This window comes from Nitrosococcus halophilus Nc 4, from assembly GCF_000024725.1.
Classification (GTDB): Bacteria; Pseudomonadota; Gammaproteobacteria; order Nitrosococcales; family Nitrosococcaceae; genus Nitrosococcus; species Nitrosococcus halophilus.
In genome coordinates this window covers 2,546,068-2,562,606 of the sequence record NC_013960.1, presented here as the reverse complement: position 1 = coordinate 2,562,606, position 16,539 = coordinate 2,546,068, and the positions used below count along the sequence as shown (strand labels likewise).

Annotated in this window: 11 protein-coding genes; 4 read left to right on the top strand and 7 right to left on the bottom strand. The window is 48.7% G+C overall.

What is annotated here, in order from left to right; genetic code table 11:
* Positions 1–65: 65 nt before the first annotated feature.
* The 6 genes from glgB to ku all read right to left on the bottom strand — a co-directional run bounded on the left by glgB (position 66) and on the right by ku (position 7,470).
* Entirely contained in the window at positions 66–2,015 is a 1,950-nt protein-coding gene (glgB, locus tag NHAL_RS12135; protein ID WP_013033434.1) for a 1,4-alpha-glucan branching protein GlgB, read from the bottom strand.
* Between the two features lie 580 nt (positions 2,016–2,595).
* Positions 2,596–3,069, bottom strand: coding sequence for a hypothetical protein (locus NHAL_RS12130; RefSeq protein ID WP_013033433.1), 474 nt, complete (start codon positions 3,067–3,069; stop codon positions 2,596–2,598).
* 261 nt (positions 3,070–3,330) lie between these two features.
* Positions 3,331–3,759 (bottom strand): TFIIB-type zinc ribbon-containing protein, encoded by a 429-nt coding sequence (locus tag NHAL_RS12125; RefSeq protein WP_013033432.1) that lies wholly within the window; start codon positions 3,757–3,759, stop codon positions 3,331–3,333.
* Positions 3,760–3,801: 42 nt separating this feature from the next.
* The gene (locus NHAL_RS12120; RefSeq protein WP_013033431.1) at positions 3,802–5,967 is read right to left on the bottom strand and encodes a pyridoxal phosphate-dependent decarboxylase family protein; all 2,166 of its coding nucleotides are present in this window, start codon (positions 5,965–5,967) and stop codon (positions 3,802–3,804) included.
* A gap of 86 nt (positions 5,968–6,053) precedes the next feature.
* Complete coding sequence (locus tag NHAL_RS12115; protein ID WP_013033430.1) at positions 6,054–6,626, bottom strand: exonuclease; 573 nt, start codon at positions 6,624–6,626, stop codon at positions 6,054–6,056.
* A gap of 34 nt (positions 6,627–6,660) precedes the next feature.
* On the bottom strand, positions 6,661–7,470 hold the full coding sequence (ku, locus tag NHAL_RS12110) for a non-homologous end joining protein Ku (protein WP_013033429.1): 810 nt from the start codon (positions 7,468–7,470) through the stop codon (positions 6,661–6,663).
* Positions 7,471–7,634: 164 nt separating this feature from the next.
* Here ku and ppc point away from each other — a divergent pair, with 164 nt between their 5' ends.
* Positions 7,635–10,433: a phosphoenolpyruvate carboxylase gene (ppc, locus tag NHAL_RS12105; protein ID WP_013033428.1), complete on the top strand. Its 2,799-nt coding sequence runs from the start codon at positions 7,635–7,637 to the stop codon at positions 10,431–10,433.
* 5 nt (positions 10,434–10,438) lie between these two features.
* On the opposite strand, the gene NHAL_RS12100 is transcribed toward ppc, so the two are convergent.
* Positions 10,439–11,230 carry a glutaminyl-peptide cyclotransferase gene (locus NHAL_RS12100; RefSeq protein ID WP_238985345.1) on the bottom strand — a complete coding sequence of 264 codons (792 nt, stop codon included), beginning with the start codon at positions 11,228–11,230 and terminating at the stop codon, positions 10,439–10,441.
* 931 nt (positions 11,231–12,161) lie between these two features.
* Here NHAL_RS12100 and NHAL_RS12095 point away from each other — a divergent pair.
* From NHAL_RS12095 to NHAL_RS12085, 3 genes are all read left to right on the top strand, one after another.
* Positions 12,162–13,082: a YiiX/YebB-like N1pC/P60 family cysteine hydrolase gene (locus NHAL_RS12095; RefSeq protein ID WP_013033426.1), complete on the top strand. Its 921-nt coding sequence runs from the start codon at positions 12,162–12,164 to the stop codon at positions 13,080–13,082.
* Between the two features lie 127 nt (positions 13,083–13,209).
* Complete coding sequence (locus tag NHAL_RS12090) at positions 13,210–14,514, top strand: acetyl-CoA C-acetyltransferase (protein WP_013033425.1); 1,305 nt, start codon at positions 13,210–13,212, stop codon at positions 14,512–14,514.
* A 4-nt stretch (positions 14,515–14,518) separates the two neighbouring features.
* A complete protein-coding gene (locus NHAL_RS12085) occupies positions 14,519–16,537 on the top strand; it encodes a 3-hydroxyacyl-CoA dehydrogenase NAD-binding domain-containing protein (protein WP_013033424.1) in 2,019 nt (672 codons plus the stop codon).
* The last annotated feature ends 2 nt before the right edge of the window (positions 16,538–16,539 follow it).

Here is a 16,539-nt window from a genome sequence, read left to right as displayed (position 1 = left end):
GAAAAGAAGTGGGGTGCAATAGTCTTTGATCTTTCCCCAATTCAGGATTTATTTTCCTACCGCACTTAGATTAACTGCTGGTTCTTAAAAAATAGGACACTGAGGGGCGGCACTGTCAACATTAGGGAATTCGCTCTTCCATGGGCGGGGAAAGGGACTGCCTCAACGCCCCCAAAATTACCATGCCCCACACCTCCGTAAAGCTCACTATCGCTGTTAAGCGCTTCTCTCCAATCTCCCCCCCGAGGAACACCGATCCGATAATTCGTTCTGAGAACCGGAGTAAAATTACAGACCACCAGAATCATATCCTTGCCAGTTTTATCTTTTCTGATAAAACTAATGATGCTTTCCTCCCAAGCATGGCAATCAATCCATTCAAAACCTGCGGTTACAAAATCTTGCTCATACAGGGCCGGCTCGGCTCGGTAAAAGTGATTAAGATTGCTGACCCAACGCTGGACTCCCTGATGGGGAGGATTTTGCAGGAGATGCCAATCCAAGCTCTGGTCATGATTCCATTCCCGTCCCTGAGCAAACTCCCCTCCCATAAATAACAATTTCTTTCCTGGATGGCCATACATATAACCAAACAGCACTCTTAAATTAGCAAATTTCTGCCACTCATCACCGGACATCCTGCCGAAGAGAGACCCCTTTCCATACACCACTTCATCATGGGAAAGAGCAAGGACAAAGTTTTCGGAAAAAGCATACCAAATGCTAAAGGTTAATTGATCGTGATGATATTTTCTAAAAATGGAGTCTTTGGAAAAATAATCTAAAGTATCGTGCATCCAACCCATGTTCCACTTCATACCGAAACCGAGTCCCCCCACATAGCTCGGTCTTGAAACCATCGGCCAGGCCGTTGACTCTTCAGCAATGGTCTGTATATCGGGATAGGCCCCGTACGCGGCCTCATTGAGTTCCCTGAGAAAACAAATAGCGGCTAAATTCTCCCTCCCTCCATATTCATTAGGAATCCATTCACCTTCTTGCCTGCCATAATCTAAATAAAGTATCGAGCTTACTGCATCTACTCGGATTCCATCAATGTGATATTGTTCTAACCAAAATAATGCACTGCTCATGAGAAATGCCCTGACCTCATGGCGATCATAATTAAAAATATAACTGCTCCATTCTCGATGAAATCCTTTTTTAGGATCAGCATGCTCAAACAAATAAGTGCCATCAAAATAGGTTAAACCATGGGCATCATTGGGAAAGTGTGAAGGAACCCAATCAAGAATCACACCAATGCCGTTTTGGTGGAGATGATCAACGAGGTACATGAAATCCTGAGGCGTTCCATATCTTGCCGTAGGGGCAAAATAGCCAGTTGTCTGATAACCCCAGGAACCATAAAAAGGGTGCTCCGTCACCGGTAGAAGTTCCACGTGGGTAAACCCCATGTCCTTGACATACTCCGCTAATTTCTCCGCCATTTCCCGATAAGTCAGGGAGCGGTTATCCTCTTCAGGCACCCGTTGCCATGACCCTAGGTGAACTTCATAAATGGCCAATGGAGCATCAAGGCTATTGGCTTGGTGCCTTCTGGCCATCCATTCACCATCGCCCCACTCGTAATCCAGACTCCAGACCCGGGAAGCTGTCTGAGGTGGCGCCTCCCAGAAAAATGCAAACGGATCACCCTTATCGATCTGATAATTCCGATACTTGGATACAATACGATATTTATATCGAGTTCCAGGGGAAACTCCGGGAATGAATCCTTCCCAAATACCCGAGCTGTCGGGCCTTTGTTTGAGGGCATGGGTTTCAGAATTCCATTGGTTGAAATCCCCGATGACGGAAACCCGTTCTGCGTTGGGGACCCAGAGAGCAAAATAGGTTCCTTTAACCCCTTCTACAGAAATAAGGTGAGCACCTAACTTATGATAAAGTTTGGTGTGAGTGCCCTCCTTAAAAAAATAGACATCCTGTTCGGTCAGGAGGCTGACATCGTGCCTGACCGTTTCTGCCGTCTTTAGCCCTCTTGGTATTGCCACTATTTGACCTCCTTAATGGTCAATTCAAACCAGTACCGGGCAGCAGTCCCCTGCGATAAAGCAGAGCGCTCAACAGACCACTACTTACATCATTGTAGACTCTTATAGTTCAAGAATAGGGATCTGACTAGTCGCCACTGGGGCTTAGAGGCCGCTTCAGCGGGGTCCTGTTAAAAAAAACCAAAAATCTAAATCTCAATGGATTGGTACTCATATAAAGGCGGCAGCATAAGCGTAGCAGGAGATCTAAGCTTGCTCGCTGCATCATACCGTCTTGGCTCAATAGGAAAGGAAACCGGGAGATTCCTCAGAGATGGTAGGGTTAAGTACCAAACAGGATCATCATGACGGCACGGGTATCAAACTCCCGTCGACGCTATTCACAAGGACAGGAGGTAGGAAGAAGCTGACCTGAAAGATCCAGGCCAGCTTGTAGAGATCATAGAAAAAGGCCAGATGTGGGGATCAATAAATTAACCAATTTATCTCAATATAAAATCCTCCCGACCATGAATGTGGATGGCCGGGAGGATAATGAATCTGAGATTAAACGAGGTTTATTATCACCCCTACCAATATATTAAAAGCCAGCGACTGTCCCATGGGCAACGACATAGATATCGCCGCTAAGGTTAGTCACCATATAGATATCTTCATATACATTGGCCAACTCACTATGGATATTTGGATATTGGCCGGGTGCTACGGTATATTCGCCGTTATTCTTAGGTAGATAGTCGGAACCAATGTAGAGGTGGGTTTCGACCAGAGTGTAGGGAGGATTCACATGGTACGTCACTGTTGCCGCTAAACCATCATACTCGACGGTCAGAGTACCGATGAGGGTTCCTTTTGTAAGGTCACACTGACCTGCGGCTGCATAAAGATCAAAAGTATAACTGCCCGGTGCTAAGGGTCCATTACTCCAACCCCAGCGATTGAAATCATTTTGACCATCCTGGTTCAAATCGTATTCCAGGAAACAGGTCGCTTCATAGCCATCGATAGCATTAAGGCTGTTTCTGTGAAGGAAAAAAACTACGAAAGAGCTCACAGATCCAATAACATCAAAAAATTTAATTCATTTGGGGTCAACGCACTAACTTGTATTTTTTGCCACCAAGATAGCGAGAATGGGAAGGTGAGCAATCTCAACCCATTAGGAGAGACTAGTAGAGAGCTATGTAATTTTATATTCTAACAACGACTTAAAGGCCTAATAAATTACACTCTTTAGTTAAATTGGTATTAGTTTTATGAGCGTTTATTCGCGTGCATTTGCGGCTAAAAAACAAATCTATATAGAGAATGGCTGCTACTCAAACAACGTTCGCAAGCTGGCAAAAAACTCCCCTCTTAAAGAACCTGCTTCTAACCGGGACCGTTCAAAGAAAATCTCTAGATCTTCTATTTCCCCTTTATCCAACCAAATACCATGGCAGTGAGGACAGACATCAATCATCACCTGCGAACAGCGGGCATATTCACGGGCTTCCATCTCGTTATTGCAATGGGGGCATTGCAGTCTCCGGCCTATCTTCTGCTGTGCTAATTCATAGGCCTTGTAACCAAGATCAGGCATCCGCGCAAGTTCCTCTGAGTAATCCCGTTCTCGAGTTTCCTGAATGGCCTCCAATTCCCCTTTATCGAGCCACATGCCACCGCAGTTTGGACAGACATCTACTTTGATGTTGTCTTCATATCTTTTTGACTGAAGTTCAGTGTGATCTAGTGGGCATTTCATTACCAACTCCTAAAATTTTTATCAAAAGTCAATAATTTAATACTATAGCGCTGCGCGTGCTTTGCGAAGAAGTCCCGGTATCTCTTCCAAAAACGAATCAATGTAGTCCTTCGCTCCCCATGCTTCCTCTAAAGTAAAGAGATTCATCAAGGTGGTTCGAAAGACCATTATTTCATCATCACACCCCACCCAACCTTCACTGAGTCGCTGCTTCAACTCTTTTGAAGAAACAAAATAGTCCCCCTTAACGCCGAGTTTCTGCTCCAGAAAAGATTTGAGTATTTCAGGATTATAATTGGCGTAGCTAAATTCGATGTGGGAAACAATAAAAGATCGGGTCTGGACGGGACTTTCTGGATGGATGGAGAGTTCTTGATACAATCTCTGGGAAAAACGATTCATGATATCGAGACGATCGTTATTGGCCAGATTAAAGCAGTAATCCACTATATTGGTATCAGGCAAAACTAGGGGGGTTACAATGAAGTCATCCTGGATAGATTGAGCCAACAGCAGCAAACGATGATAAAACTTTCGAGCAATTTTCGCAGTATGTCCAAGCAATTTTCCATATCCTCCCTGATCGGGGGGCACCACCCGATGGGATAGAAAAACAGCTGCGGCAGCGGCGCCTGGTTTGGAACCTTCGAGGATAAACTTACCTAAGTGGATTTCGTTAGGATGGCCTGCCCGACCCCCCAAAGCATAAGCGGCTTCTTGGGCGACCAGCTCTTTGCTGCGGCCATCCCGAAAAACCACCGCCCCTGCCGGGTAAGGGACATAACCCAATTTATGAGGATCCACGGTGATGGAATCGACCGCTCCCAGAGCAGCAAAGCTTTGGTGCACTTCGGATGTTGGCCAGCCGCCGTATTCTTTTTGCATCTCCGCAAGGCTTCTCAGCTCACCAGAAGGCTTACGAAAACAAGCGGCCATATAGCCGCCATAGGCCCCATCACAGTGGAGAAAAAAACTTAACCCCTGTTCTGTTATTTCCTCGCGCAAAGAAACCAATTCGTACATGGGAGCCACCGCACCCTCCTCTGTGCTCCCTACCACACCAATGACCATAATGACCGGCCGTTGCATTTCAAGGGCTTCATATAAGGCCTGCCGGAGCAATCCCCTATCCATGCGGTAATATTTGTCAACGGGAATAGAAATTACCTGGCCGGCCCCTATCCCTACGAGACCGGCTCCTTTCTGTAGAGAGTAATGCATGGTCTGGGATGCAAAGATAACAGGCGTATTGAGGCTATCCTCACCCCTCAGCCGAGAAAAAAAGGCCTGGTCTCCGAGAGTGAGGATATTGTGTGCCTTCAGTTGCTGCACTGCTTCTGCAACGGCTTCCTGGGGTTCCAACTCAGGATGAGCTCCTGTATAGGCGGCAATAAACTGATCTTTAAGATCTAGAGTCTCGGTGGGAGTGAGATTCACTAAATCCCATGCTCGCATGGACTCAAGAGGAATTCGCGCTCGGCTTGCCGTCAACCCGGTGACGTTAAGCTCCTGTGCGGCAAAACGAACGGCAATAGGCAGAAACTTCAATGCCTTGGCCACCCATAGGGCTTCCAGATTGCCTACCGTACCCCCCGAGGTGATATGGCCCCAGGTGCGGGCCAACTCCTGGGGCATATTTCCAAACCCCAACATTTTAGCCAGTTCACGGCCTACCTCTACTTCAATCAAGGTGGTAATGGGGGAAGCTTCCCAAGAGACATTGTTCGGGTTATAGAGCATGGTGGCAAGGTAGCCGACCATTGCAGGCAAGGAGATATCGGCCACCATATGCCCAATATAGCGGGGAGAATAAAAAGGGATATCCGCCTTCAATTCTCCCAAGAGCATAAATAGCTCGCGCTGGAAACGGGCCACAAGACGTTGATACTCCGCACTAGTCTGCTCCTCCGGCTGGATAGCCGACATATCTTCCGGGTGGAAGTTCCTCCGCCAAAAGATGTAGTCACGAAAGACCTGGAGCAACATTTTTTCGGCCAGTTCCCCATTTTCAGCTTTGGGCCCAAGGAATAATGCCTTAATATCAACAGGAGTGGTTTCCGTATTTCGCTCGCCAAGCCGAACTAAATTTAGCTCCTTAGATGAACCATGTTGCGGCAGTAAACTAGCAATCTCTTCGGGGATCAAATAACGAAAAAGCCGACTTGAACCCGTTTGACTGAGTTTTTTTCGACGAGAACCTTCTTTCATGGCATGCTTTGTATTTCAAAGTAAGCGTCGGTGGGTTTTGCTGCACTCAATCCACCCGACTCATTAATGAATCCTCCAGTCACACGTTAATCAACTCCCGTGGTATTTTCCGTCAACATATTACAAAATAGCGCCCCTTGCGCCAGAGCATCATCCAATGCCACGTGGGTATGGGGCAAATCGTCGAACCAGCGCTTCGGGAGATAATGCTTGCCCGTTTTGCAGAATTCGCTTTTCCGCATCCCCATCGCGTAAGATCTAATGTCCAACGCGAATTCACTGAAGGGACGTTGTCCCGTAAAGCGGGTGATATACCAGTAGACCCACATAAAATCCCATGAAGCCGGCCAACCTATAAATATAGGTTTCCCAGGTAAGGATTGGACCCATGCCACGTATTCAGGCATGACCTCCTCCGGCGCTCGGGGCTCTCTACGACAAGCATTCCAGGCCTCTGGAAACTGACTCCACCAGCGCATAGTATTGGGGTCACTGCTGGCCCCCACCAATGTCTTCAGGTTTGCCGAGTAAGTAGCAATCAATGTTTTGTCGGGTAAATAAGCTGCCGAGCCAATGCTCAGCATGGAGTGGGGTCCTGGAATCGGCCCATCCGCTTCGATATCTGTACTGATGTAAATTTCTGGTTGGCGTTTACTCATAATTTTTGTCTAACTCGGCCCTGTTATAGATTTCCTAGGTACCCTTGATGCCTGCTGGAAACCTCTCTTTTCCCACTTCGGCTGCACTCTCTTTAAGTGCCTCCATAAAGTTCTCTGTCTCGCTCAGTTCCGACCTTTGAACCGTTTCTGGCTGGGTACCTTTTATCTTAGCTTCAATGACATCCCTTAAGGACTCATTGTACCTATCCCAAAACTGAGTGGGGTCAAAGGGTATCGTTCGATTCTCCATGAGCTGCACGGCCAACACCAACTGTTCCCGATCAACCGGCTTGTCTTCAACGCCCTGGAAATAGGTCTCCGCAGGATGTATCTCCTCTGCATAGTGCAAAGTGGAAAGTAACAGACCCTTATCACGGGGGGCAATAGCCACGGTATGCTCATGTCCTCCCATTACCACCTGACCTATGGCTATTTTTTTGCTATAGCGCATCCCTTGGCGTAACACACTAATTCCCTCTTCTGCAACCGGGCCTTCCGGAACAAGGTAATAGGGGATATTCAGAAAAATCGGATCGAGTTCTGAAGCATTGATAAATTGGACTACTTCGATGACCTTGGTGGTCTCTAGTTTGATATCTTCTAGCAACTGCTCGTCAATAATGACGTACTTATCCTGCTCATATTCATAACCTTTGACGACCTCCTCCCGGTTTACAATCCCATGCTTAGGGCAAGCAGACCGATAATGAATGCGCTGACCGCAGTCCTGGTGGAGTAGATGAAGCCTAATGCGACTCTGGCTACTGACAGCACAGTACAACCGCACTGGAATAGAAATCAGGGAGAGCTTTAGGTGACCCGTCCAGGTCGCTCTTGAAGCCATGGGGGTCCTCCTCAAATCAGGATTAACATTTACATTCTAGCAATAAGTTTCTCCTCTTCACCTATTGGCTCTTTTGGAACGCCCTGGTGGAGAAAGTCTATTCTTTCGTAAGACGGCAGCAATTATAGCGCCACCTGGGATAATTCCCTTTTACAGATAAGATCATGAAGCACGAGTATAAGTTAGACATCAAAGCCGAAGAAAGTGGCCTGTCAGAACCACTTGCCAAACAATTAACTTTGCTAGGGACTCTGCTAGAGCAGGCAATCCGAGACCAGGCAGGCCCCAAGATGCTGAATCTTATGGGGAAGCTTCATCAGCTATGTGGGCAAGTGGATACCCAAGATAACGCTACTCTATGCGAAGGGGCCGATACCCAGATCCAGAAACTTAGCCGTGACCAAATTGTTTGGTTATTACATGCCTATACCTCATTTTTCCATCTCGCCAATCAAGCCGAACAACAGGAAATTATCCGTATTAATTGGGAACGGGTACGGCAAAGCCGTATTGATAAACCACGTCCAGAATCCATCGATGAGGCTATTCATCATTTGCAAAAACAAGGCTATGCACGGGAACAAGTCTTACAACTTCTAGGACAACTAGATATTCAACCGACATTGACTGCTCACCCTACAGAGGCAAGACGCCGTAGCATCTTATTTAAACAGCAGCGTATCAGTGGCTTGCTTGCAGGATTAAATCAATATAGCAGCACAACACCGCCGGAAACAGAGCGGATATTGGATGATCTCTACAACCAAATCGCGCTTCTACTGGCGACTGATGAGGTGCGTGCCGAACGTCCTACAGTCAAGCAGGAAATTCACCAAGGACTCTATTTCATGCGCATTGCTATCTGGGAAGTAGCCGTACAAATCTACCGGGATACGCAACGCGCTCTGCAGCAATATTATGGCGAGGCGCCTGATTTTCCCCCTTTTTTACATTACCGCTCCTGGATTGGCGGCGACCGGGATGGTAATCCCCATGTTACCCCCGAGATTACCCGCTGGACAATCATAACGCATCGAGAAACCGCACTGCGTCGCTACTGTACCGAATTACAGGAACTCTATCACGAACTCAGCCTTTCCGAGCGACAGGTTGGGATTCCCCCAGCCTTGTACCGTTCCCTAGAACAGGACGCAAGAGAAACCACTTTAGGCCATAAATTTAGCGAACAGCTACAGCGTGAACCTTATCGCCTCAAAATAAGCTACATGATGGCCCGGCTTGGGAAATTACTTAAACCACCCAATCAGACAGAGACAGGGGAAAATACTTATAATAGCAAACGTTTTATTGAAGATCTGCAACTGCTCAAACGATGCCTTGAAGAGAGTGGTTTTGGCAAAATTTCCCGGCATGGGAGGCTGGGTCGCCTCTTAATACTTACCCAAACTTTTGGTTTTCATCTAGCCGCACTAGACGTGCGACAACACAGCCATATCCATGAAAAAGCCGTTGCAGCTTTATTACAAATAGCGGGGATAACCAGAGATTACCTAGCCCTCTCGGAAAAAGAACGGTTAGCAGTATTAAGCGCTCAGCTGCAGAAACCCCATCCACTCCGCGTACCAAACAGCGTGCTTCCCGAGTCCACCCAACAAGTCCTGGAAACTTTCGCCGTTATCCGGGACGCCATTGCCCAGGAACCTGAAGCCATTGGCAGCTATGTCATCAGTATGACTCACACTATAAGCGATTTGCTAGAGGTAATGCTACTTGCCAAGGAAGCGCAATTGTGGCAGCTACAGGATGGAAAAGTCATCTGCCCCCTTGATTTTGTCCCTCTTTTTGAAACTATCGAAGCTTTAGAAGCTGCCGATAAGCGCATGCTTGCCCTCATAAAGCACCCTATTTACCGGCAACAAATCGCAGCGCGGGGTCATTTCCAAGAAATCATGCTTGGTTATTCCGATAGCAGTAAAGACGGGGGGTATTGGATGGCTAATTGGGCTTTGCATAAAGCCCAGAAACGCCTAGGAAAGTTATGCCACCAGCAAAAAATCGACTTCCGGTTATTTCATGGCCGAGGAGGGACAGTGGGCCGTGGTGGTGGTCGAACTAGCCAGACAGCGATCCTGGCAATGCCACCAGCGGTTCATAATGGCCGTATTCGTTTCACCGAACAAGGGGAGGTGATCTCGTTCCGTTATGCGCTACCCGCTATGGCCCGGCGCCATACCGAACAGATCGTCAACGCGATGATTCAGGCAACCGCTGTTGCAGCCCAATCTGGCGATAAACCCAGTGATGATAGCTACCATGAGGACCTCATGGAGCGTATCGCTCAGCAGGCAATGGGAGCCTATCGCACACTCATTGAGCAGGACGGATTTTGGTCCTGGTATACCCAAGTCACGCCTATCGAGCACATTAGCCATCTTCCCATCGCCTCCCGTCCCATCTCCCGCACTTCCGCAACAGAGGTGGATTTCAAAAATCTGCGTGCTATCCCTTGGGTATTCGCTTGGACCCAAACCCGTTATCTTGTCCCTGGCTGGTTTGGCCTCGGCCAGGCATTACAAAAAATAATGGGAGATGAAACACTGCAAGAAACCCTCCAGAAAATGTATCAACAATGGCCTTTCTTTAATACCGTGATTGATGACGCCCAACGGGAGATGGCACGGGCACGTCTTAAAACAGCCTCTCATTATGCCCGGCTAGCTAACCAAAATGAAACAAGATTCCACGATATTATTGTGGCAGACTTTGAAAAGGCAAGAAAAATCATTTTGGAGATGAGTGGACAACAGGAATTGCTTGACAACACCCCCACTATTCAAAAAACCATTATCTTTCGGAACCCTTACACGGATGTCCTTAATCTTCTGCAGATCGAACTTATGAAACGCTATCGGCAAGCCCCAGAAAATGAGAAAGGGCTACTAAGGCAAGCGCTTTTTCTCAGCCTCAACGGTATTGCAGCCGCTATGCAAAGTACGGGCTAAAATTATTATCTTTTGGTCAACTTAATCTCAAATAACCTTGGCCAATATTTTCCTGTCACGAAAAGCCGATCCTGCTTATTGTCATAAGCAATCCCATTAAGCACACCGGCAGACAAGGTCTGCTCCGCTTCGCCCAACAGCGCTTTAAGATTTATCCATCCCAACACCTGGCCTGTTTCAGGTGAAATCCTGGCAATATAATCGGTCAACCAAATATTGGCATAGATTTCCCCTTTCACATACTCCAGCTCATTAAGGTTTGCAATGGGGGTATCGTCGTCATAAACTTTAATGCTCTTTACCAATTGTAAATTTTCTGGACTTAAGAAATAAAGAGTTGAGCTACCATCGCTCATAATAAGGTGCCGATTATCATGGGTAATACCCCAGCCTTCCATAGAATAAAAAAATCCATAAAGGGGATTAAAAGTTTCTTTATCATAGACAAATCCAACTCTGGCTTGCCAAGTCAGTTGGATTAATTTGCCCTGCCAAAGGGTCAACCCCTCCCCAAAAAAACGTCTTGGTAAAAGGTATTCTTGCAATACATTTCCGGTCTCCAACTCTACTTTTCTTAAAGTGGATTTACCCCATTTTCCCGTACTTTCATAGAGCACCCCCCCATCAAAGATTAATCCTTGAGTAAAAGCAGTGGGATCATGGGGGTAACTATTAATAATTCGGTAGCCATAGACAGGCAAAACAGAGTTTAGGGGGGCCCTGGTTTGGGTTTTTATCGACTCTAAAGAATGAGTGCTCTGCGTAACGGATACTTCCGTCTGAGCATACGCAAACATACCGATTACCATCAGCCACAAAAGCAAAAAAGCAGGCCATCTAAAAATGGAATTCATTTAAATCACATCGCAGGTTAGCTAAAAATTAAGCTGATCAAAAATCACTGCCTCACCGGTTGAGATCCTTCAATGCGGTTTGTTTTATCTTCTGTGTTTGCTTTTTTATTATTCTGCCTCCGGTAATGGCTCGCTCCTGCTTCATCCCATAAGACCACCAACATTTTGGGCTTATTCGGGGCCAGCAAGCGTGGCTTTTTTATCATTGAGACTAGGACCAAATCATCTATTGATGACAATAATTTATAGATAAATCATACCGCTCTGTTAGCTAGCATGATAAAGATTATGGGTACGCGCCTTTGAAATTAAATCAAAAAATGTGCCAAAACTTATACTCTTGTTATTTAATATTATTATTTTAAAAAAACGATAATAAATCGGAAATTGCATATTTTTTTGTATCATCCAGTTAACACCATCACAATAAAAGCAATTGTAAATATCAAAGAAAGCATTAATAAATGGAGATAAAAAATTGATTGGTATAAAATGTATCGGCTGCTTAACAGAAAAAAATCAGACTAAGATGGGCCAATCCTACACTGCCCAAGACCAAAACGGGCGAAGGATAGCAAATCTAAGGTAAATAGTATGTCTCCCTAATTATTCCCTTCCTTCAATATTCCCTTCCTTCAATATTTCTATCGTAACTAGTCGGGAAAACTCATTTCCTTGCCCCAAAGCCTCTCAGCAGCCCTTACCGGCGTCGCGCACCAGCCCCTAAATCCATAGTTGTCGTAGTAGGGCGATACTCGAACCCCCGTTTAGTGCAATTTTCTCGCCGCTTTGTAACTTTTCCGTCAAATTACCGTCAAACCTAATATTGATATAGTCTATTCTTCTATTTAGATTTGATTTAAGAGTGAACCTTATGGGAAACCTGAAACAGTGGTTGATCGACAAGGTCACCGGCTGGCTGGTTAGAGAAATCAAACCACAATCTGAACGTGCTCCGCTGGTGCACTTCGAACGGCTAGTCGAAGAATTACGGCCCGGCGATGTCTTATTGGTCGAAGGTCATACTCGGATTAGTGAGATTATCAAGCTTATCACCCAGAGTCCCTGGACCCATTCAGCCCTTTATGTGGGCCGCCTATTGGATATTAATGATTCCCAGCTGCGTGCCCATATTGCACGCCATTGTGAAGTGGAAGCCCATGAACCTCTCCTGATTGAGGCTCTGATTGGTCAAGGTACGGTTATCAATCCGCTCACCGAATACCGCCACGAACACTTGCGAATCTGTCGTCCTCGGGGCCTTTCCCGCACGGATGCTTGGCGGGTCATCAGGCATGCCGCAAACCGCCTGGGCCATGATTATGATGTGCGCCACCTGCTAGACTTGGCTCGCTTTCTATTTCCTTACAGTATTTTGCCACGACGCTGGCGTTCAACGCTGTTCGTGTTGGCGCCGGGCCATGCCAAGCGCACTATTTGCTCATCCATGCTGGCCGAGGCCTTCGGTGCAGTTCATTTCCCTGTTCTGCCTATTGTACAGCAACTCGATAATGGTAAGCTGCGTTTCTATAAGCGCAACACCCGCTTATACACGCCGCAAGATTTTGATTTTTCTCCTTATTTTGATGTGATTAAACATCCCTTGTTCGACCTTGAAGAACTTGCTGCCTATCGCAATTTGCCTTGGGTACATGGGGCGATGGTTCATAATGAATATGGCGTTGGCTCTCAGCCTCAGCCAACCACCCCACAACCCCCAGCACCTGCTACCCGTTCTAGTGCTCTGAGCTGGTTGGCGGGGGTCTTCCGCTTAAATGGAAAAACAGACGGATAAACATAATCCTCTTTATGTCCTCTTCATCACATGAAGTCTGGTTGCCTGGAAGGGGGAACCAAACCTGAAAGAAAGTCATCTTAGAGGATAACTGTCCGATAAAATTAATAAAAATATGGAGGCGAACATGGAACAAGGTGGACAACGCTCCCTGCCCCGACCTGTTTATATTATCGATGGCAATCGGACTCCATTCCTTAAGGCCCGGGGCAAACCTGGTCCCTTCACGGCGGCGGACCTAGCAGTCGCCGCCGGCCGTCCACTACTGGCCCGCCAGCCCTTCGAACCCGAGGTACTAAGCGAGGTCGTTCTGGGCTGCGTCATGCCCGGCCCGGATGAGGCCAATATCGCTCGGGTCACCGCCTTGCGCTTAGGGATTAATGAACGGGTCCCCGCTTGGACCGTACAACGCAATTGTGCCTCCGGCATGCAAGCCCTTGATTGTGCGGCTCTTGATATTGCCAACGGCCGTGCGGACCTGGTATTGGCTGGCGGCGTGGAAGCCATGAGTCACGCACCAGTGCTGCTAAGCCGGCCCCTGGTGGATTGGTTAGGAGACTGGAACCGAGCCCGCAACCTTAGCACTCGGCTACGCTTACTAGGGCGTTTACGTCCCTACCATCTACGCCCTATTATCGGTCTATTGCGGGGGTTGACCGACCCCGTGGTGGGGCTATCCATGGGACAAACGGCGGAGGTTCTCGCCCACCGCTTCGCCATCGACCGCCAAACTATGGATGCTTACGCCCTTGAGAGCCACCAGCGCTTGGCCCACGCTCAAGAGAGCGGCTGGTTAAGCGAGGTAAGTCCCCTATTCGCCTCCAATGGTCAAATCTTTGAACACGATGATGGGCTACGCCGCGACACCTCGATGGCCCAACTTAGCAAGCTCAAACCCGTTTTTGACCGCCCCTATGGCCTAGTCACCGCAGGCAATAGCGCCCAGGTCACTGATGGGGCTTGCTGGCTACTACTGGCTTCAGAGCAGGCTGTTCATCAATATCAACTTCCGGTCATGGGGCGCATTATAGACAGCCAGTGGGCAGCGCTAGATCCAGCCCAGATGGGACTGGGGCCTGTACACGCCACAACCCCATTGCTGCAACGCCATCAACTCAACCTTAATGACCTGGATGTTTGGGAATTGAACGAAGCCTTTGCCGCCCAAGTCCTGGCCTGTTTGAGGGCTTGGCAGGATCCAGACTACTGCCGCAGTGAACTCGGCTTGGCAGAAGCCCTTGGCGAATTGGATCGAAAACGGCTCAATGTGGATGGGGGTGCCGTCGCCTTGGGTCACCCGGTCGGTGCCAGTGGTGCTCGTATTGTGCTGCACTTGCTACACGCCTTGGAGCGCGTCAATGGCCAGCGCGGTATCGCCACCATTTGCATTGGTGGAGGTCAGGGCGGTGCTATGCTATTAGAAAGGGGATAAGCTAATGAATAACAATAAAGATTGGTACGCGGAAAAAGATACCGATGGCATTGTCTGGCTACACCTTGATCAAAGCGAAACGAAAACCAATGTGTTATCCAAGTCCGTACTGGAAGCCCTGGATCAGCAATTAACCCAATTAGCCACAGAAAATCCCAAAGGCTTGGTTATCCTTTCCGGCAAACAGCAAGGCTTTATTGCCGGGGCGGATATCACCGAATTTACCGCACTTCATGAAGTGGCCGAAGCCCGAACCTGGGTGCAGCGGACCCATGAAATCTTTAACCGCTTGGCCAATCTTCCTTTTCCCACTGTCGCCATTATCCATGGCTATTGCCTCGGAGGGGGGTTGGAACTGGCCCTTGCCTGCCGCTACCGGGTGGCGGCAGAGGGCTCAGAGACTCAACTCGGGTTACCTGAGGTTAAGCTTGGAATCCATCCCGGTTATGGCGGTACCGTGCGCTTGCCCCCCCTCATCGGCACCCTGCCCGCCCTGGAGATGATGTTAAGTGGGCGCAGCCTCAGTGCTCGTGCTGCAACGCGTCTAGGGCTGGTTGATCAAGCCGTCCCCCACCGCCACCTTCAGCGGGCTGCACGCGCCCTCATAGAAAAATCGCCTCCTCCCCACCGTCCGCCTTTCTGGCAACGGCTGATAGGGCAGCCGCCACTGCGACGGCTCGTCACCAAAACATTACGCTCCCGCCTGGAAAAACGGGTCAACCCCACTCACTACCCCGCCCCTTTCACCTTATTAGAACTGTGGGAAAGGCAACAAGGTTCCACCGAGCAGCGCCTCGCCGCTGAAGCCGAATCCCTTGCCTCCCTCCTCACCAGCGAAACGGCAAATAACCTTATCCGGGTTTTCCTCCTCCAACAACGGCTCAAATCCCTAGGAAAACAGGGTATTTCCAAGCCTCAGCAGGTTCATGTAGTGGGCGCTGGAACCATGGGGGGGGACATCGCAGCCTGGTGCGCCCTGCAAAAGCTTCAGGTCAGCCTCCAGGACCAATCTCCCGAACGTATTGCTCCCGCCATTAAGCGTGCCCATGGATTATTTGAGAAGCGCCTCAAAGGTCAACGCCCGATCCAGGCCGCCATGGATCGGCTGATGCCTGACCCGAGGGGGGAAGGACTCGCCAAAGCCGATGTGGTGATTGAAGCCATCTTTGAGAATGTAGAGGCCAAACAATCCTTGTTTCAAACCATTGAGCCTAAGCTAAAAGCAGGGGCCTTAGTGGCCACCAATACTTCCAGTATTCCCCTGGACACCCTAGCTGAGAGCTTGCCCCAACCGGAACGCCTAGTAGGGCTCCATTTCTTTAATCCCGTCGCCAAAATGCAGTTGATCGAAGTGGTGCGGGGCGAGACCACGAAAACCGAAGAGGTGGAACGGGCTGCGGCCTTTGCCCGCCAGATTGGCCGCCTCCCCTTGCCCGTAAAAAGCCTACCGGGATTTTTGGTTAATCGGGTGCTCACCCCTTATCTCCTGGAAGGCGTGCGCCTGCTCAGTGAAGGCGTGCCCGGTCTAACTATCGATCAGGCTGCTGTCGATTTCGGCATGCCTATGGGCCCCATTGAGCTTGCGGATACCGTGGGGCTCGATATCTGCCTCTCCGTGGCTGAAAGACTGAGGCCTGCCGAGCAAATCCCCCAAGAACTCAGCCTTAAGGTTCAACAAGGACAGCTGGGAAAAAAGAGCGGGAATGGATTTTACAGCTACAAAAAGGGAAAACCGGTAAAACCCCAACCCCCGCAGGAATACCAAGCGCCAGAGGATCTCACTGACCGATTAATTCTCTCCATGATTAACGAAGCCGTCTCCTGCCTCCATGACCGGGTCGTAGAAGACGCCGATCTACTCGACGCCGGCATGATCTTTGGCATTGGCTTTGCCCCTTTCCGCGGGGGGCCCCTCCACTATGTGCACACCCAGGGGGTAACAACAATCCGACAACGGCTACAGGAGCTAGAAACTCAACACGGTACCCGCTTTGCTCCCAGCCCAGGGTGGAAGGCGTTGTAGGC